Here is a 17,517-nt window from a genome sequence, read left to right on the forward strand (position 1 = left end):
GGTGCAAGCCGAAGCGGGGGAGCCGTGCGCCAATGGACATGGTGATCGACTGTGCCGCCTATAAGGATGGGCGGCGCATCGCCAGTCCGGAGCTCGATCAGATCGGGGAGATTGTCCGCTCGGCCGAGCATTTCGTCTGGGTCGGCCTGCATGAGCCGGATGCGGATCTGCTGCGCAAGGTTCAGGCACAGTTCGGCCTGCATGACCTTGCCATCGAGGACGCGCACCGCGCGCATCAGCGACCCAAGATCGAGGTTTACGGCGACTCGCTGTTCGTCGTCATGCGTACGGCCCAGCTCGTCGACGGGAAGATCCTGTTCGGCGAAACGCATATCTTCGTCGGCCGGAATTATGTGGTCACCGTCCGCCATGGCCCGTCGATCTCCCATGCTGAGCTTCGCTCGCGCTGCGAGAGCACGCCTCGACTGCTGAAAAAGGGCTCGGATTTCGTCCTCTACGCCGTGATGGATTTCATTGTCGACAACTACTTTCCGATCGTCGACGCGCTCGAGGCCAAGGTGGACGTGATCGAGGACAGCGTCTTCGAGGCCTCATTCGAGAGCGACGACGTCAAGCGGGTTCACGATCTGCGACGCCGGTTGCTGACGCTGCGGCGTGCCGTGTCACCACTGTTGGAGATGTGCAATCGCCTGGCGCGCTTCGACCTGCCGCTGATCGACAAGGAGATGCGGCCTTATTTCCGGGATGTCCACGACCACGCGATCCGCGTGAACGAGGGCATCGATGCACTCCGCGACGAGCTGACCGTGGCGCTGGAGGCGAATCTTCATCTCGCTTCTGTCCGTCAGAACGAGGTTATGAAGAAGTTGGCCGGCTGGGCGGCGATTCTCGCCGTCCCGACCGCGATCGCCGGAATCTACGGCATGAATTTCGTGTTCATGCCGGAGCTCGAATGGCGCTTCGGCTATCCGGTGACGATCGCCGTAATCGTCGGAATATGCGGCTATCTCTACTACCGCTTCCGGCGCTCCGGCTGGCTCTAGCGTGCGCGGTCAGCTGCCGTCGCGCATCTCCTTGACGGCGTTGATCAGGCCGTTGGTCGACGAATCGTGACTGGAGACCGGATCGGGCGTTTCCAGCTCCGCGAGGATAACGGTCGCGAGCTGCTTGCCGAGCTCGACGCCCCATTGGTCGAACGAGTTGATCCGCCAGATCATGCCCTGAACGAAGATCTTGTGCTCGTAGAGGGCGATCAGCGCGCCCAGGGTGCCGGGATCGAGCTTGCGCAGAAGGATCGAGTTCGTCGGCTGGTTGCCGGGAAAGAGCTTGTGCGGCAGGAGCCGCTCCAAGGCGTCGCCCGACAGGCCGCCGGCCTGAAGCTCCGCCCGAACCTCGGCGGCGGTCTTGCCCCGCATCAGCGCTTCGGTCTGCGCGAAGAAGTTGGCGAGCAGCATGTCATGATGCCGGTCGATCGGATAATGGCTCTCCGCCGCCGCGATGAAATCGGCGGGGATCAGCTTGCCGCCCTGATGCAGCGCCTGAAAGAAGGCGTGCTGACCGTTGGTTCCGGGCTCGCCCCAGACGACGGGCGCGGTCGCGTAGTCGACTGCTTCACCGTCGCGGGTGACGCGCTTGCCGTTGCTTTCCATGTCCAGCTGCTGAAGGAAGGCGGGAAAGCGATGCAGGGTCTGGTCGTAAGGCAGCACGGCGAGCGTCTCCGCGCCGAAGAAACTGCCGTACCAGAGGCCGAGAAGGCCCATCAGCACAGGCATGTTCTCGTGCAGCGGCGCCGTCCGAAAATGCTCGTCCATGGAATGCGCACCGTCGAGCAGTTCGGTAAACCGCTCGAATCCGACGGCGAGCGCGATCGGCAGGCCGACGGCCGACCAGAGCGAATAGCGGCCGCCGACCCAATCCCAGATCTCGAAGGTCCGCTGCGGGTCGATTCCGAATGCGGCGGCCGCATCCTTGTTGTTGGTCACGGCGACGAAATGCTGCGCCAGCGACGCCATGTCGCCGCCGTTCTCGAGAAACCAGCTCCGGGCAGTCCGGGCGTTCGCCAGCGTTTCCTGCGTGGTGAAGGTCTTCGAAGTGATGATGAACAGGGTCGAAGCAGGATTCAGCCGTTGCAATGTCTGCGCAATCTGCGCGCCGTCGACGTTCGAGACGAAATGGACGCTGAGTTCCGCCGAACCGTAGGGCTTAAGCGCCTCGCAGACCATCTCCGGCCCGAGATGCGACCCGCCGATGCCGATATTGACGATATCGGTGATGCGGCCCTGGGCATAGCCCGCCCAGGCGCCGGACCGGACTGTCTCGCTGAACGCCTGCATCCGCGACAGGACCGCATTGACGGCCGGCATCACGTCCTGTCCATCGACGGCGATGAGGCGGTTGCTTCGGTTGCGGAGCGCGATATGGAGCGCCGCGCGCCCTTCGGTCGTGTTGATCCGCTCGCCACCGACCATGTGCTCGATCCAGTCCGGCAGGTCCGCCTCGCGCGCCAGGTCGAGCAGCAGCGACCGCGTCTTCGTCGTGATCCTGTTCTTGGAATAGTCGAGCAGGATGTCGCCGACTTGGAGCGAGAACCGCTCGAAGCGGTTCGGCTCCTGGGCGAATAGATCGCGCATCTGAACCCGCGCTATCGTCTTGTGATGGGCCTGCAAGGCCTGCCAACCGGGGGACTGCGTCAGCACCGACATCTTATCTCCTCTCGTTGCACACGAACGGAACAACCGACGCCACGCCCGCATGTCCTGTTTGCGGCCCCCGTTTGCGGCCCAACGTCGGTCGGCTGGTGTTATCACTGTCGATGATTGTTCAGAGTAGGGAGGCGATCGACCACGGCAAAGAAAAAATTGCGCAACGATTCAGCCGCTCGGCCATTGACAGCAATGGGATGGTGCGGCAAATCCGATCGCTTGGTTTGTTGACCCCATAGTACCGCCCTGGCCGCTGGGCCTTTTCACGGGCTTTGACTGATGAGTTCAAACGTTTCCTCGGATGCATGCTGGCTGGTCGGCGACGTTGGAAGCACCAATGCGCGCTTTGGTCTCGTCGCGGCCGGAGATCGGTCGGCCGCGCTGCGCGACGTTGCCAGCCTGCGGTGTGCCGACTACCCGGGCCTTGCCGCCGCGGTCGAGGCTTATCTGGCACGAGTTCCGGAACCGCGGCCGCGCGTGGCGGCCATTGCAATCGCGGCACCGCCGACCGGAGACCGCCTGTCCCTGACGAACCATCCCTGGACGTTCTCGATTTCCGAAACGCGGCAGGTCCTCGGCCTCGACCGGCTCGACATCCTGAACGACTTCACCGCGCTGGCCCTGTCGCTGCCGGTTCTGCCCATGGAAGATCTGGTGAAAGTCGGCGAGGGGAGCCCGACGGCGGATGCGCCCCTCGCGGTCATCGGACCGGGCACCGGGCTGGGCGTGTCAGGGCTGATCAAGACGGGCGATCGGTGGATGGCCCTCACCGGGGAAGGCGGCCATGCGGCGTTCTCGCCGGTGACGGAGCGGGAGATGGATGTCGCCCGCATGCTCAAGCGACGCTATGGCCATGTCTCGTGGGAGCGGCTGCTTTCGGGTCCGGGGCTGGTCAATCTCTACGAATCGCTCGCCGAGCTGACAGGCCAGGCGCTCGAGCCGCTGTCGCCGAGGGATGTGAGCAAGCGGGGGATGGAGCGGTCCTGTCCGATCTGCAGCGAAGCGCTGGATATGTTCTGCGGCACGCTCGGCACCGCGGCGGGCAATCTGGCCCTGACCCTCGGCGCCCGTGGCGGCGTTTATATCGGTGGCGGGATCGTGCCGAAGCTCGGCGCCTTCTTCCAGCGGTCGGCGTTCCGTCAGCGCTTCGAGGAGAAGGGGCGATTCGCCGACTATCTCGCCGCCATTCCCACCTATGTCATCAGCGCCCGTTATCCGGCTCTGATCGGCTCCGCCATCGCGCTTCTTGCTCCGGCGGTTTCGGCATGACGGGCCGTACCCTTGTCGACTCGTAAGAGACTCTAGGGGTGCGTCGTTCAACCCTGTGGCGGCGGATCGGCTACCGCCTTGAAGCAATTCTGCTGCATGCGCTGTTCGGGCTGGCGCGGCTGCTGCCTATCGACGCGGCGTCGGCGATCGGCGGCTCGATCGCCCGCACCATCGGGCCGCGGCTGCCGGTCAGCAACACCGGGCGTCGCAACCTGTCACAGGCCTTTCCGAAGAAATCGAAAGCGGAGATCGAAGCCATTCTGCGCGGCGTCTGGGACAATCTTGGGCGCACCACAGCCGAATATCCGCACCTCACCAAGATCTGGGATTACACGGAGGAATCGACGGGTGCGAAACGCCGCGTCGAATTTGTCGGGCTCGAACATTTCGCGGCTCTGCGCGACGACGGCGCCCCCGGTCTGATCTTCTCCGGCCATCTCGCAAACTGGGAGCTGCTGCCCGTCGGCGCAGCGCGGCACAATCTCTCCGTCGCGTCGCTTTATCGCCCGCCCAACAATCCCTACGCTGCGGAGCTGGTGCGCCAGATCCGCAGCGCCGCGATGGGCGGCCTGATCGCGAGCGGCCTCGAGGGCGCGATCGGCGCCGTGAGGGTGATGGAGAAGGGGGGACATATTGGAATGCTGATCGATCAGCGGTTCCGTCGCGGCATCCCGGTTCCCTTCTTCGGTCAGCCCGCGCTGACGGCTACGGTCCTCGCGAAGCTCGCGCGGCGGTTCGACTGCCCGGTTCACGGCGCACGCGTCGAACGGCTCGGCGGCGCCCGTTTCCGGGTGACCCTCTCGCCGCCCCTCCCGGTGCCGCGAACGGAGGACGCGAACGCGGACATCGCGGCGATCATGGCCGAAGCCACCGCGATGCTCGAGGGCTGGATCCGCGAGCGGCCGGAGCAATGGCTGTGGCTTCATAACCGCTGGCGCTCTTAGAGTGCCTAACAGGCCCTCTCGATGTGTTCGCGCGGCAGGAACATTGCGATTCGGAGACGAGTTGCCTAAAGTTTTTCCGCGAGTGGTCTGATCGGCATGCTTGGCTCCCAGACATTGCGTGAATCGGCTCATTCGGTCATAGAATTTGTGGTTTGATACCGAAGAGGGGGCAGTCATCGGCATCAAGCCACAGGGTGCCAGTTATTTCGAAAGCTAGTCATTTCGCGGGGACGAGAGCATATGGCCGAAACGTTCGACGCGGTCGCCGACATCATCGCCGATGTCTGCAACATCGACCGCTCGGAACTCCAACCGGAGTCGCACACGATCAACGACCTCGGGATCGACAGCCTGGACTTCCTCGACGTCACCTTCGCCATCGACAAGCGCTTCGGGATCAAGCTGCCGATCGAGCGCTGGATGCAGGATGTGAACGAAGGCAAGGTCGCGGCGGAGCATTATTTCATCCTCAAAAACCTGTGTGACCGGATCGATGAACTGGTTGCGGCCAAGGGCGCGTGACGACTGAGCATCCGACCGCTGCGGCGACAAAGCGGCCTGCCGGAGTGCCGGTGAAGTCGGCCGCCGGGCGATAACGGTCAATGCGCATCGATTATTTTCAACTTATCGATGCGGTGGAGGAATTTGCGCCGACCGAGGGGCGAATCCGTTGTCGGGCGACGGTGCCGGAGACTTCCACGATTTTCGAGGGGCATTTTCCGGGTTATCCGATCATGCCCGGTGTCCTGCTGGTGGAGTCGATGGCGCAGACCTCCGGGCATCTGCTCCTCGCGAGCAACGGCTTCTCGCGGATGCCTTTCCTGGCCGAGATCAAGACGGCCAAGCTCCGGAGCTTCGTGCAACCCGGCACGGCGTTGAGCGTGACCGCCATCCTCGAGCATGAGGGTTCGGGCTACGCCGTAACCCGCGGCCGCATCGAGCTGGCTGGCAAGGCCATCGCCGAGGCGGAGCTGCGGTTCCGGACGATGCCCTTCCCCTCGGATGCGTTCCGCGATCTGATGCGCGATCACGCGAGGCGGCTCGGCGTCCAATGAGCCAGAACGGACAGGCGGATCGGCCTTTGATGCGCGACGTTTGGATTACCGGCTGCGGTCTTGTCTCGGCCCTGGGCGAGGGCAAGGCGCAGCACTGGGCGCGCCTCGACGGCGCTGCGGCCGGCGAAGCGGTCGACAGCACCAGCTTCGCGCCCTTCCACGTCTATCCGATCGGCCCGTTGGAACTCGACCGCCACATTCCAAGGCGGGGCGATCAGCGCGCCATGGGACCCCTGATGCAGTACGGGACCTATGCCGCGGGCATGGCGCTCCAAGCCGCCGGTGTTGCCGGAGACGAAGACCTGCTCAGCCGCATGCATCTGCTGGCGGCGTCGGGAGGCGGCGAGCGCGATGTCGAACTCGACGAGCAGATCCTAGCCACCCTGTGCGGCGGCGAGGCGTCTCAAGCCGCGCTGAACGAGGCGACATTGAACGAGCAGCTGATGAATGGGCTGCGGCCGACCCTCTTCCTGGCGCAGCTTCCCAACCTTTTCGCCGGCAACATCTCGATCGTGCACGGCGTTAGCGGCTCCAGCCGTACTTTCATGGGCGAGGAATCGGCCGGCGTCGATGCGGTGCGCATCGGCTTCGAGCGGATCGCAGCCGGGCAGGGCGACCTTGTTCTCGTCGGGTCGGCCTTCAATGCCAGCCGCTGGGACACCCATCTGATTTATCAGCCGGGAGGCTTGCTGCTGAGCGGGCCGATGCGCGGGCTGTGGGATCGGCCGCGAGATGGGATCTGTCTCGGCAGTGCCGGCGCCTTTCTGGTTCTCGAAGCGCGGGACCATGCGGTGCGGCGCGGTGTGGCGCCCCTGGCGCGCCTCTCGGCCATCCAGAGCGACCGTTGCGGCCGGACCGCCGGAGCGGCGGCGAGCAACGCGGCGCGGCAATGGGCGACGGTGCGGCCGAAACTGCGCGACAGTGCCCTCGCGGTGCTGAGCGGCGCCTGCGGCTCCGGGCCGATCACGCGGGAGGAGAGGGGCTTCCTTCAGGATCTTGCCGGCTGGGGCGTCGATCTCACGGTCCGCGGCACGGCGGGGGTGCTCGGCCATTCGGTCGAGGCCGCCTTCCTCACGAACCTGATCCTCGCTATTTCATGTCTTGAGCGGCGCAAGCTGTTCGCACCGTTGGCCCCGGAGGAGCCGCTGGAGGTGAGGGATGTTGGCGCGGTCGATCAGGTCCTCGTCACCGGCTGGGGGCACCGGCGCGGCGAGGGCATGGCGCTGCTGCAGACGGTGGAATGATGTGATGACGATCGGGGCATTGAGAGATGTCTAGAAAAAGCGCATCCAATCGCCCTGTTGCGGTGACCGGGATTGGCATCATCACGTCGCTCGGCCGCGGACGGCAGGAGAACTGGCGGAAGCTGGTGGCCGGAAGCTCGGGTATTCATCGCCTCACCCGGTTTCCGATCGAAGGGCTGCGGACGACGATCGGCGGGTCGGTCGACTTCCTCGATCTCGATCCGATCAGCGTGCCGGCGCTGAGCCTCGCGCTGGCCCGCGAGGTCTGTGCCGAGGCTATCGCGCAGAGCGGGGTCGGCGAGGCGAAGAGCTTCCCCGGCGAGCTGTTTCTGGCTTCGCCGCCGCTGGAGCAGGGCTGGCCGCAGCGCATGATACTGGCGCAGCGTATGCCGGGCATTCGCGAGACCGGGCCGCGCTATGCCGACCTCCTGCAGGCGGCGGCGCAGGACTGCGGCGACATGCATACCGACTTCCTCAATGGAACCATTGCCGACAGTTTGGCGGAGGAGTTCGGCACGCAGGGGTCGCCGATCACTCTCTCGACCGCCTGCGCTTCGGGTGCGACGGCAATTCAGCTCGGCGTCGAGGCGATCCGCCGCGGCAGCAAGGCGGCGCTGTCGGTCGGCACCGACGGGTCGCTGCAGGCCGAGGCGCTGATCCGCTTCACGCTACTCTCGGCGCTCTCGACCGCGAACGAGATTCCGGAGCAGGCGGCGAAGCCGTTCTCGAAGAATCGCGACGGCTTTGTCATGGCCGAGGGCGCGGCGGCGCTGGTCCTCGAGGACGCCGACCATGCCAAGACCCGCGGCGCCAAGATCCTCGCTTATGTCCGCGGCTGCGGCGAGGCGGCCGATACCTTTCACCGCACCCGCAGCAACCCGAACGGGGCAGCAATCGTCGGTTGCATGCAGCGGGCGCTGGCCGATGCAGGCATCGGGCCCGAAGACGTGGATTACATCAACGCGCATGGCACCGGAACGCCTGAGAACGACAAGATGGAATCCTTCGGCATTCAGCAGGTCTTCGGAGCACGCGCTTCGAGCGTTCCAGTCAGCTCGAACAAGTCGATGATCGGCCACACTTTGACTGCGGCCGGCGCGGTAGAGGCGGCCTTCTCGGTCTTGACGCTGAATGAAGGATTGCTGCCGCCGACAATCAACTACGCCCAGCCCGATCCGGCGATCCCGCTCGACGTAGTGCCGAACGAGGCGCGCCGGGCCGACGTCGCCTTCATATTGTCGAACTCCTTCGGCTTCGGCGGGCAGAACGTCAGTCTCGTTCTCAGCCGGGAGGCAACCTGATGGCACCAAGCATCCGAGCCCGGCGTGTCCTCGTTACTGGCGGTGCCCGGGGGATCGGTGCCGCGATCGTCCATGAGCTCATTGATCAGGGCTATACCGTCGATTTTACCTTCAACGCCTCGGCCGAGCCGGCGCGGGAACTGGAGCATGAGATCCTCGCCCGCCATCCGCGCGCGGTACTGCGGCCGCGGATCTGTAACCTCGCCGATGCCGATGCGGTCGAGTTGCTGGCGCATGATCTGGAGCAGGTCGAGACCGGCTATTATGGCTTCGTCCATAACGCCGGGACCACCTATGATTCGCTGTCGGCGCTCGTCGATCTGGAGACGGCGGAGCGGGTGATGCAGGTGAATTTCTGGTCGATGGTGCGGCTGTTGCAGGCGGTAATGCGCGGCATGACGTCGCGCGGCGAGGGGCGCATCGTCCTGATCGGCTCGCTGACGGCGCTACGCGGCGCGCGCGGCAACGCGCCCTATGCCGCGAGCAAGGCGGCCATGCTGGGCTATATGCGCTCGGTCGTCGAGGAGGTGGCGCGCAAGGGCGTGACAGCCAACTATGTCGCCCCCGGATTTATCGATACCGACATGCTGGAGCCCTATGCCGCACAGCGGGGGACGCTCGAGCCGCAGATTCCCGCCGGGCGCTATGGCCAACCGGAGGAGGTCGCCGCGGCGGTCGGCTTCCTACTTTCCGAGCGCGCCGCCTACATCAACGGCGCGACGCTGGAGATCGACGGCGGTCTCGGCGCCACGCTCGCCGCGCAACCCTGAGGCAATCCATGCGGGCCTTGCGTCTCGTCGAGGAGGGGCGCCTCGCGCTCGAGGCACTGCCCGATCCGCCGCCGCCTGAGGCCGGGCAGGTGCGCATCCGCATGAGGGCGGTGGCGCTCAACCACATCGACCTCTGGGGGATGCGCGGCATGGCTTTTGCAAAGCGCCGCCTGCCGATCACCGTCGGGGTCGAGGGTGCGGGCATCGTCGAGGCGGTCGGTCCCGGCGTCATCAACCCGGCGCCCGGCACACCGGTCGTCGTCTATGCCGGCCTGACCTGCCAAGTCTGTCGCGCTTGCCGCGAGGGGCGCGAGAACCTGTGCGAGAACATCGGCGGCATCATGGGTTTTCATGTCGACGGCATCGCGGCCGAGACGGTTACGATTCCTGCCCACTTGGCGCTACCGATTCCCGATGGCGTGGACTGGCCGCAGGCGGCCTGCGCACCGGTGACCTTTGCGACCGTGCAGCACATGCTGTTCGACAATGCGCGGCTGGAGTCGGGCGAATCGATCCTAGTCCATGCCGGCGGCAGCGGCGTCGGCTCAACGGCGATCCTGATGGCGAAGGCGATCGGCGCGACCGTATTCACCACCGTCGGCAGCGGCGGCAAGATCGAGAAGGTGACGGCGCTCGGCGCCGATCACGCAATCAACTACCGCACTGACCGCTTCGAGGGCGTGATCCGCCGGCTGACCAATAAGCGCGGTGTCGACGTCGTGTTCGAGCATGTCGGGCCGGATACCTGGGGCGGTAGTCTGCTTTCACTGAAGAAAGGCGGGCGGCTGGTGACCTGCGGCTCGACCAGCGGCATCACCGCGCCGACCAACCTGTTTCACCTGTTCCAGCAGCAGATCCGGATCATCGCCTCCTTCGGCGCCAACTTCCGCAACGTGCAGGAAGGGCTGGCGAAGATGGCGTCGGGCGCGGTGCTGCCGGTGATCGACAGCGTGCTGCCGCTGCAGGATTTCGGCGCCGGCCTGGAGCGGCTGAACAACCGCCAGGTCTTCGGCAAGATCATCGTCGAGGTGCCCTAGCGGGAGAGAATCGAGTCTGCGACTGACGGCTGATTTACCCCGTCGCCTTCGACGACCAGATCGCCGCCATGACGGCACCTTTGATATAGGGCAGCAGCCCGAGCGTCAGGATCAGTGTGGCCGGCAACCAGATCGAGAGCTGCACCCAAGTGGGCGGGGCGTACCACTGCTCCATCATCAGAAGGCCGGGCACGACGACATGACCTACGAGAAAGATCGTGAAATAGGCTGGTGCGTCATCCGCGCGGATCGGGTCGAATGCCAGCCGGCATCGGCCGCAGGATTCGGGAACGGACAGATAGCCCGAGAACAGCCGCCCCTCACCGCAGCGCGGGCAGCGCCGGCAGAAGCCCCGCCGCAAGCAGTCGAGCCAGGAGGGGGTCGAGCCGTAAATGGTGGTGCCGGGTCTGTAATCCATCATTGCGATCGCCGTTCTCCGCGTCTCTTTGGCACAGGAAATTAGTCGTCGCAGCGTGCCGCGTCACCTGCGACGTGATGCCGCGTTCATCGCCGTCGTTAAATCGCCGGCATCGTGAAGGGCCGCGCCCGCTCGAAGGCCCTGGCGGCGCGCAGGACAGCCGCATCGGCATAGGACGGTCCGACAATCTGCAAGCCCACCGGCAGCCCGGCCTTGGTGACGCCGCAGGGGACCGTCGCCGCCGGCTGGCGCGTCAGGTTGAACGGGTAACTGAATGGCGTCCAATCGACCCAGCGTGCGCCGTCCGAGGTCAGCGGGGTCTCGTGTCCCGCCTCGAACGCGGTCAACGGCATGGTCGGCGTCAGCAGCAGGTCCCAGTCCTGGTGGAACAGGTTCATCTTCACACCCATGGCCTCGCGCTGCTTCACCGCATCGAGGTGGTCGAGCGCCGACAGCCGCGCACCGATCTCGGCGACCTCGACCAGCCCCGGGTCCATCAGCTTGCGCTGCTCCGGGGTGAAGGTGCGCAGCGCGTTGGCCGCGCCTGGGAACCAGTGGCGGCCGAAGATGTCGGAGCTGTCGCCGAGGCCCGGATCGGCTTCCTCCAGATGGGCTCCCAAGTCGGCGAAAACCCGCGCGGCATCGGCCACGAGCGCCGCGACCTCCGGCTCCACCCGCGCGCCGCCGAGCGTCGGGCTGAAGGCGATGCGCACGCCCTTGACGCCCTCCTCGAGACCCTCGCGATAGTCGCGTCCATCGGGCGGCAGGGCGTACCAGTCGCGCGGGTCCGGTTCGGCCAGCACCGTCAGCATTAATGCCGCGTCGGTGACGGTCCGGGTCATCGGGCCGAGATGAGCGACCGTGCCGAACGGGCTCAACGGATAGGCCGGCACGCGCCCGAAGCTCTGCTTGAACCCGAAGATTCCGGTGAAGCTCGCCGGGATGCGGATCGAGCCGCCACCGTCGGTGCCGATATGCAGTGCCCCCATGCCGGTCGCTGCCGCGACCGCCGCACCGCCACTGCTGCCGCCGGGGGTCTTCTCCGGGTTCCACGGGTTGCGGGTGATGCCCGTGAGCGGGTTGTCGGTCACGCCCTTCCAGCCGAACTCCGGTGTCGTCGTCTTGCCCAGCAGCACGGCATTGTGCTCGCGCAGCCGTGCGACAGCCGGCGCGTCCTCGTCCCAGGGCTGGTCCGGTGACACGGCCCTGGAGCCGCGCAAGGTCGGCCACCCCTTGGTCAACACCAGGTCCTTCACCGTTGTGGGAACGCCGTCCAGCAGGCCTTGCGGCCTGCCCTCCTGCCAGCGTTGCTCCGACGCCCGGGCGGCGGTAAGCGCCGCCGTCTCGTCCACCAGGCAGAAGGCGTTCAGCGTTCCGTTCAGCTCGGTGATGCGCTTCAGCGCGGCCTGCGTCGCCTCGACTGGGGAGAGCCGCTTGGTCCGGTAGTTGTCCAGAAGCTCGGTAGCGGGCATCAAGGCGAGATCGCGCGACATGAAAGCTGTTCTCCCTGTGCTTGGTATGACGAATGTTGATTTCTGGCACGGCATGGGCGGGTTTGTCGAGCGGGCGACGGTCAGGAGGGAAGAGGAACAGGTCGCGGGGCTGGCGCGTTGGCTCCCGGCGGCTGTAGACTGCCGCTCCCTCCGGGCTCACCCCCGTTTACCGGTATCGCCATGTCCACCGACGCCCTCACCGAACGGCAACGCTGGCTGAGTTTAAGCGCTCCCATTGCGGGCGTGCTCGGGGTCGGCGTCGGTTTCGGCGCCATGATTCCGCTGATCGCGCTGCGGCTGGAGCAGGACGGCGTCGATGCGGGGTTGATCGGCATGAATTCCGCCATGTCTCCGGCCGCCGTGCTGCTGATCGGCCCTTTTCTGCCGCGTCTTATCGGCTGGCTTGGAACCCTGCGGTCCATGTATGTGGCGCTGGCGGTCGGCACCGTCGCGATTCTTCTATTCCCGCTACTGCCGACCCTGTGGGTCTGGTTCGTCCTGCGCTTCGTGATCGGCTTGGCGACGGCGGTGCATTGGGTGGTGACGGAAACCTGGGTCAACACCGTCGCCTCCGATCGCACCCGCGGCCGGGTCATGGGTGTCTATGCGACCGTCATCGCCGCCGGCTTCACGGTCGGGCCGCTGATCGTCAGCCTCATTGGCATCGAGGGCTGGTTGCCGTTCGTACTGGTCGCCCTCTGCATCGCATTATCGGCGGTCCCCTTGCTTCTTGCCCGTGATCTGGCGCCGCCCTTGCCGCATCGGCCGGACATTCGCCTGTGGCGGCTGGTCGTTTTTGCGCCCACTGTGATGCTGGGGGCACTCGCTGCCGGCTTCATCGACATCAGCCTGTTCGTGATGCTGCCGGTCTACGGCTTGCGGGCCGGCTTCGACCAGGCGCTCGCGGTGCAGATGCTGAGCGTTTTCGTCGCCGGCAACCTCGTCCTGCAGATGCCGCTCGGCTGGTTGGCCGATCACACGAACCCGCGTACGGTGCTGATCGGCTGCACAGCGGCCGGAGTCATCGGCATTCTGCTGCTGCCGGTGCTGTTGCCCCACGGACCGCTGCTCTGGATCATGATGTTCCTGTGGGGCGGCACGACCTTCGGTCTCTATACCGTCGGCCTCACCTTGCTTGGCCGGCGGTTCCCGGCGGCACAGCTCGCCGGCGCCAACACCGCCTTCGTGATGATCTACGAGATCGGCAGCATCTCCGGCCCGGTCATATCGGGCTTCGCGATGGATATCTGGGGCGGGAATGGGCTCGTCGTCACTGTCGGCACAGTCGCCGCGGCCTTCCTGCTGTTCAGCCTGCTGCGCGCCAGATTGGCAGGGCGGGATCCCGAATAGTCATATGCCCAGCTTCGCCATCAGATGCTGGGCGGTGCCGAGATCCTCATGTCCGCCGCCGCCGGACTTGAAGAGGGTGATCTCGTCCGCCGTGCGGCGCCCCGGCCGCTCGCGGCGGGCGAGCTGGAACGTATCGGTGATGTCGGCCTCGGCGATCAGGCCGGAGGCCAAGGGCTGACAGATATCGCCGGCCTGCTCCAGCGTGGTGAAGCGCGCGTCGACGAAGATGCGGGCCCGGCGGATGGCCGCGTCATCGGCCTCCCGCATGTCGGGACGGAAGCCGCCCACCAGATCGAGATGGGTCCCGGGCCGAAGCCAGTCGCCACGAACCAACGGCGTCGTCGCCATCGTCGCGCAGGAAATCACGTCTGCGTCGCGCGTCGCGTCCTCGATGGTCTCCGTCACGGCGATGTCGATGTCGCGGGTCCAGTCCTGCACCGCAAGATGCGCGGCGACCTCCTGCGCGCGGGTGGGTGTGCGGTTCCAGATCCGCACGCGCCGGATCGGCCGTACGGCGGTATGCGCCTGGATCAGATGAGGCGCGAGCGCGCCGGCGCCGACCATGAGAAGCGACTGCGCTTCCTCGCGCGCGAGATAGCTTGCCGCGAGCGCCGAGTTCGCCGCCGTCTTGCGCAGCGTCAGCGCCGCTCCGTCGATCACGGCGAGCGGCAGGCCGCTGGTCCCGTCGAACAGCAGATAGACGCCCTGGATCGACTCGAGGTTCTTGGCCGCGTTCTCGGGGAAGACGCTGACCAGCTTCACGCCGTAATGGCGGTCGAACTGCCAGGCCGGCAGCAGCAGCCAATCGTTCTGCCGCCCGTCGGGCAGCGGTTGCGCCAGCCCGATTCGCTCCATCCGATCGACCCCGCGGCGGAACAGATCGCGGAGCGCTTCGACGAGCGCAGGATAGTCGAGCAGGCGGTGGACCTCTTCAGCGGGGACGACTCTCATGCGCAGGGGCTCCATGGATTTTCCGCGACGCTGCAACCATGTCATTCTAGCGGATCAAATCGCGGGCGGCGCGGGACTGCAAGACGGAGGTTCCGATGGCAGAACGGATCGAACGGCGGCGGCTGATCGGGTGGATCATGGCGCTGCTCGCCCTGCCTGCGCTCGCCGCCTGCGAGTCCAACGGCATGTTCGGCCAGCGCGGGGACGACGAAGACGATAGCGACGGCGGCATGGGCGGCAGTACGGGTGGCGGTACCGGCGGCGGCTACTGAGCCGTTATCCAGAGACGGGTGAGGAGCGGCCGAGCGCGGCGCCGGTGAGGGCGGAGAGACTCTCCCGCTGGCGGCCGGCGGCGTCGAAATTCGCCGGAGCGAGCCATCGCTCGAACGCGGCTTCGAGCGCCGGCCAGTCCTGGTCGATGATCGAATACCAGGCGGTGTCGCGATTGCGCCCCTTATAGATAGTCGCCTGCCGGAAGATGCCTTCGAAGGTGAAGCCGAGCCGTTCGGCGGCCGCGCGCGACGGCGCGTTCAGCGCATCGCACTTCCACTCATATCGGCGGTAGCCCAGCTCGGCGAAGACACGCCGCATCATCAGATACATCGCTTCCGTCGCTGCCGCAGTCCGCTGAAGCGCCGGAGCGTAGTTGATGTGCCCCACCTCGATCACCCCGGCGCGGGTGTCGATCCGCAGATAGCTCGCCACGCCCAAGGCGCGGCCGCTCTCCTGCTCGGTGATGGCGTGGAAGAAGGGATCGTCGCCGGCACAGCTCACTCGCATCCAGTTCCGGAATTCTTCCAACATCTCGAACGGGCCGTAGGGCAGATAGGTCCAGATCCGCCCTTCGCCGTCCGCCCGCGTGGCGGCATGGAAATCGGCGGCGTGGCGGTCAGGGTCGAGCGGCTCGAGGCGGCAGAAGCGACCCTCCATCGCGCTACGCGGTGGCGCCGACCGCGCCGTCCAATAGGCAAGCGGAGAGCCGACCGGCTGGCCCAGAGGATTCCGGTTGACTGTCATCTCTACAATGCCCGACCGAGCTTCCGCCCTTCATAGATCGCCGCCGGCGCATGGCGCGGTGCGACGCAGTCGCCGATCGCGTGGATCTCTAGGCCGGACTCACGCAGCTCCTCGACAAGGCTGGCCTCCGCGAGGTTCGGCGTGTTCAGGACGAGGCTGTCGAACGGCTGCCGCTCCATGGTCCCGGTCAGCAGGTCGAGAATCGTGGCGCCGTCCCCATGCCATTCGGCGACCGCGGAATCGGTCATGAACCGGACGCCGAGCTCGCGCAGCTTGCGTCGCAGCGGAAACTCCGTCCCGGTATGGATCAGCTCGCGCGCGACCGTCGAGTCGGGTGTCATCAGCGTCACTTCATGACCGCGTTCCGCCATGGACCAGGCGGTGCCGGCCCCGCGCCAGTTGCCGCCGTCGTCGAGCAGCAGCACGCGCTTGCCGAGCCGCGCGGCGCGGCCCATCACATCCTCGACCGACCAGGCATTGCCGCGCTCGATTCCCGGCATCTGCGCCACATCGGGAAGGGCGCGCTGATAGCCGGTGCCGGTCGGAAGCGAACCGGTGGCGAGCACCACCGTATCCGCACCAAAGGCGCGAATCTCGTCCGCCTCCATGTAGCTGTTGAGCTGGGTGGCGACCTGGAATTTCTCGAGCTGCGTCTCGTACCAGCCGAGGAAATCGAGGATCTGCGCCCGGCGCGGCTGCTCGCCGGCGAGGCGGAACTGCCCGCCGAGCTTGTCGGAGGCCTCTGCCAGTGTCACGTGATGGCCGCGTTCGGCGGCGACGCGCGCTGCCTCCAACCCTGCCGGGCCGCCGCCCACGACTAGGACCCGGCGCGGCGTCTCGGCCCGCTCGAACCGGTCGCCGTCCCACTGGAATTCGCGTCCCGCGGAGGGATTGATGAGGCAGGAGATCCAATAATCGCGCGACCGCCGGCCCCAGCACATCTGGTTGCAGGAGATGCAGGGGCGGATGTCCTCCGGCCGGCCCTGGTACGCCTTATTGGCGAGATGCGGGTCGGCGATCTGCCCGCGCACAATACTGACCATGTCGGCCTGGCCGGAGGCGATCACGTAATCGGCGTTTTCCGGTGTGCGGATATGGCTCTCGGCCTGGACGCGGACATGCTTCACCACGCCCTTGATGGCTTCCGCGAAGGGCGGACCCAGCTTGTCCTCATAGACGAAGGGGGGAATGATGCGGGTGAAGTCGTAATAGCTGCCCGTGCCGACCGTCACGTAGTCGTACAGGCCGCGGGCATCGTGCCAGGCGGCGATTTCCTGCTGATCGGCGACCGACATGACCTTCGGCTGCGTCGGGTCGACGCTGATCGCCATGCCGACGATGAAGTCGTCGCCGCAATAGGCTCGAATGCGTTCCAGGATCGCGGTCGAGAAGCGCATCCGGTTTTCGAAGCTGCCGCCCCAGCCATCGTCCCGGCGATTGGTCAGCGGCGACCAGAACTGCTCGATGATCGCGTTATAGGCGGCCATCAGCTCGCAGCCGTCGAAGCCTGCCTGCTTCGCCCGCCGCGCCGCCCGGGCGAAGGAGTCGACGATCTCCTCGATCTCCAGCTCCGTCATGGCGTGGCTGCCGTCGGAATCATGCATCGAGGGTCTGCCCGAGGGCGACCAGCTCGGCTCGAACGAGTTGTGCCACTCGCCATGCGCGCCGACATGATAGATCTGCTGGATCATCACCGTGCCGTGCTCGTGGCAGACATCGGTGATGCGCCGGAAATGCGGAATCACCGCATCGTCGTCCGGCCGGAAATTGCCGCGCGTCAGAACGCCCGTCCGGTGCGGCGGCACCGGCTCGACCACGATCATTGCGGCCCCGCCGCGTGCCCGCTCCCGGTAATAGCCGAGATGCCGCTCGCCCGGGAGGCCCTCGACGCTCATATTCGCCGTATGCGCGCCGAAGTTCAGCCGATGCTTCAGCGTCTTGTGCCGCAGGGTGAGAGGCTGGAAGAGGTGAGGGAAGGGCTGGGACACTGATTGTTGCTCCATCT

Annotated in this window: 17 protein-coding genes; 11 read left to right on the forward strand and 6 right to left on the reverse strand. The window is 66.1% G+C overall.

The genetic code is table 11. The features are described from left to right. Positions 1-32: 32 nt before the first annotated feature. Positions 33-1,004, forward strand: coding sequence for a magnesium/cobalt transporter CorA (corA, locus tag DT069_RS18225; RefSeq protein WP_119461763.1), 972 nt, complete (start codon positions 33-35; stop codon positions 1,002-1,004). 9 nt (positions 1,005-1,013) lie between these two features. Here the strand turns inward: corA and pgi are convergent, their stop codons facing one another. Beyond that, positions 1,014-2,663 carry a glucose-6-phosphate isomerase gene (gene pgi / locus DT069_RS18230; RefSeq protein WP_119461764.1) on the reverse strand — a complete coding sequence of 550 codons (1,650 nt, stop codon included), beginning with the start codon at positions 2,661-2,663 and terminating at the stop codon, positions 1,014-1,016. Between the two features lie 279 nt (positions 2,664-2,942). Here pgi and DT069_RS18235 point away from each other — a divergent pair, with 279 nt between their 5' ends. From DT069_RS18235 to DT069_RS18270, 8 genes are all read left to right on the forward strand, one after another. Then, positions 2,943-3,932 (forward strand): glucokinase, encoded by a 990-nt coding sequence (locus tag DT069_RS18235; RefSeq protein ID WP_119461765.1) that lies wholly within the window; start codon positions 2,943-2,945, stop codon positions 3,930-3,932. A gap of 38 nt (positions 3,933-3,970) precedes the next feature. Next, positions 3,971-4,876, forward strand: a complete 906-nt coding sequence (locus DT069_RS18240; RefSeq protein ID WP_119461766.1) for a lipid A biosynthesis lauroyl acyltransferase — start codon at positions 3,971-3,973, stop codon at positions 4,874-4,876. Positions 4,877-5,116: 240 nt separating this feature from the next. Beyond that, positions 5,117-5,398 (forward strand): acyl carrier protein, encoded by a 282-nt coding sequence (locus tag DT069_RS18245; protein ID WP_119461767.1) that lies wholly within the window; start codon positions 5,117-5,119, stop codon positions 5,396-5,398. 80 nt (positions 5,399-5,478) lie between these two features. Further along, entirely contained in the window at positions 5,479-5,931 is a 453-nt protein-coding gene (locus tag DT069_RS18250) for a 3-hydroxyacyl-ACP dehydratase FabZ family protein (RefSeq protein WP_119461768.1), read from the forward strand. 29 nt (positions 5,932-5,960) lie between these two features. Next, positions 5,961-7,175, forward strand: a complete 1,215-nt coding sequence (locus DT069_RS18255) for a beta-ketoacyl-ACP synthase (protein ID WP_119461937.1) — start codon at positions 5,961-5,963, stop codon at positions 7,173-7,175. A 26-nt stretch (positions 7,176-7,201) separates the two neighbouring features. Continuing rightward, positions 7,202-8,476 (forward strand): beta-ketoacyl-ACP synthase, encoded by a 1,275-nt coding sequence (locus tag DT069_RS18260; protein WP_119461769.1) that lies wholly within the window; start codon positions 7,202-7,204, stop codon positions 8,474-8,476. Continuing rightward, on the forward strand, positions 8,476-9,246 hold the full coding sequence (locus DT069_RS18265; RefSeq protein ID WP_119461770.1) for an SDR family NAD(P)-dependent oxidoreductase: 771 nt from the start codon (positions 8,476-8,478) through the stop codon (positions 9,244-9,246). Before DT069_RS18260 ends, DT069_RS18265 begins: the two co-directional genes overlap by 1 nt. 8 nt (positions 9,247-9,254) lie before the next feature. Next, positions 9,255-10,283: a zinc-binding dehydrogenase gene (locus tag DT069_RS18270; RefSeq protein WP_119461771.1), complete on the forward strand. Its 1,029-nt coding sequence runs from the start codon at positions 9,255-9,257 to the stop codon at positions 10,281-10,283. Between the two features lie 34 nt (positions 10,284-10,317). On the opposite strand, the gene DT069_RS18275 is transcribed toward DT069_RS18270, so the two are convergent. After that, complete coding sequence (locus DT069_RS18275; RefSeq protein ID WP_119461772.1) at positions 10,318-10,704, reverse strand: DUF983 domain-containing protein; 387 nt, start codon at positions 10,702-10,704, stop codon at positions 10,318-10,320. Positions 10,705-10,799: 95 nt separating this feature from the next. Next, complete coding sequence (locus DT069_RS18280) at positions 10,800-12,194, reverse strand: amidase (RefSeq protein ID WP_119461773.1); 1,395 nt, start codon at positions 12,192-12,194, stop codon at positions 10,800-10,802. 180 nt (positions 12,195-12,374) lie between these two features. Here DT069_RS18280 and DT069_RS18285 point away from each other — a divergent pair, with 180 nt between their 5' ends. Then, positions 12,375-13,544, forward strand: a complete 1,170-nt coding sequence (locus DT069_RS18285; RefSeq protein WP_119461774.1) for an MFS transporter — start codon at positions 12,375-12,377, stop codon at positions 13,542-13,544. Here DT069_RS18285 and lhpI read toward each other — a convergent pair whose 3' ends face one another. Next, positions 13,545-14,495, reverse strand: coding sequence for a bifunctional Delta(1)-pyrroline-2-carboxylate/Delta(1)-piperideine-2-carboxylate reductase (lhpI, locus tag DT069_RS18290; protein ID WP_119461938.1), 951 nt, complete (start codon positions 14,493-14,495; stop codon positions 13,545-13,547). A gap of 95 nt (positions 14,496-14,590) precedes the next feature. Here lhpI and DT069_RS24710 point away from each other — a divergent pair, with 95 nt between their 5' ends. Further along, the gene (locus tag DT069_RS24710; protein WP_162913278.1) at positions 14,591-14,767 is read left to right on the forward strand and encodes a hypothetical protein; all 177 of its coding nucleotides are present in this window, start codon (positions 14,591-14,593) and stop codon (positions 14,765-14,767) included. Positions 14,768-14,771: 4 nt separating this feature from the next. On the opposite strand, the gene DT069_RS18295 is transcribed toward DT069_RS24710, so the two are convergent. Both DT069_RS18295 and DT069_RS18300 read right to left on the reverse strand, forming a co-directional pair. Next, positions 14,772-15,512, reverse strand: a complete 741-nt coding sequence (locus tag DT069_RS18295) for a GNAT family N-acetyltransferase (RefSeq protein ID WP_119461775.1) — start codon at positions 15,510-15,512, stop codon at positions 14,772-14,774. A 2-nt stretch (positions 15,513-15,514) separates the two neighbouring features. Next, complete coding sequence (locus DT069_RS18300) at positions 15,515-17,515, reverse strand: oxidoreductase (protein WP_425450361.1); 2,001 nt, start codon at positions 17,513-17,515, stop codon at positions 15,515-15,517. Positions 17,516-17,517 lie beyond the last annotated feature (2 nt).

Origin of the sequence: Virgifigura deserti (assembly GCA_003576685.1) — a bacterium.
Lineage (GTDB): Bacteria > Pseudomonadota > Alphaproteobacteria > Dongiales > Dongiaceae > Virgifigura > Virgifigura deserti.

Excerpts from the sequence above, each read along its gene's own strand:
- corA (WP_119461763.1), top strand. The coding sequence starts at position 33 with ATGGACATGGTGATCGACTGTGCCGCCTATAAGGATGGGCGGCGCATC.
- pgi (WP_119461764.1), bottom strand. The coding sequence starts at position 2,663 with ATGTCGGTGCTGACGCAGTCCCCCGGTTGGCAGGCCTTGCAGGCCCAT.
- DT069_RS18235 (WP_119461765.1), top strand. The coding sequence starts at position 2,943 with ATGAGTTCAAACGTTTCCTCGGATGCATGCTGGCTGGTCGGCGACGTT.
- DT069_RS18245 (WP_119461767.1), top strand. The coding sequence starts at position 5,117 with ATGGCCGAAACGTTCGACGCGGTCGCCGACATCATCGCCGATGTCTGC.
- DT069_RS18250 (WP_119461768.1), top strand. The coding sequence starts at position 5,479 with ATGCGCATCGATTATTTTCAACTTATCGATGCGGTGGAGGAATTTGCG.
- DT069_RS18255 (WP_119461937.1), top strand. The coding sequence starts at position 5,961 with ATGCGCGACGTTTGGATTACCGGCTGCGGTCTTGTCTCGGCCCTGGGC.
- DT069_RS18260 (WP_119461769.1), top strand. The coding sequence starts at position 7,202 with ATGTCTAGAAAAAGCGCATCCAATCGCCCTGTTGCGGTGACCGGGATT.
- DT069_RS18265 (WP_119461770.1), top strand. The coding sequence starts at position 8,476 with ATGGCACCAAGCATCCGAGCCCGGCGTGTCCTCGTTACTGGCGGTGCC.
- DT069_RS18270 (WP_119461771.1), top strand. The coding sequence starts at position 9,255 with ATGCGGGCCTTGCGTCTCGTCGAGGAGGGGCGCCTCGCGCTCGAGGCA.
- DT069_RS18275 (WP_119461772.1), bottom strand. The coding sequence starts at position 10,704 with ATGATGGATTACAGACCCGGCACCACCATTTACGGCTCGACCCCCTCC.
- DT069_RS18280 (WP_119461773.1), bottom strand. The coding sequence starts at position 12,194 with ATGTCGCGCGATCTCGCCTTGATGCCCGCTACCGAGCTTCTGGACAAC.
- DT069_RS18285 (WP_119461774.1), top strand. The coding sequence starts at position 12,375 with ATGTCCACCGACGCCCTCACCGAACGGCAACGCTGGCTGAGTTTAAGC.
- lhpI (WP_119461938.1), bottom strand. The coding sequence starts at position 14,495 with ATGAGAGTCGTCCCCGCTGAAGAGGTCCACCGCCTGCTCGACTATCCT.
- DT069_RS24710 (WP_162913278.1), top strand. The coding sequence starts at position 14,591 with ATGGCAGAACGGATCGAACGGCGGCGGCTGATCGGGTGGATCATGGCG.
- DT069_RS18295 (WP_119461775.1), bottom strand. The coding sequence starts at position 15,512 with ATGACAGTCAACCGGAATCCTCTGGGCCAGCCGGTCGGCTCTCCGCTT.
- DT069_RS18300 (WP_425450361.1), bottom strand. The coding sequence starts at position 17,515 with ATGGAGCAACAATCAGTGTCCCAGCCCTTCCCTCACCTCTTCCAGCCT.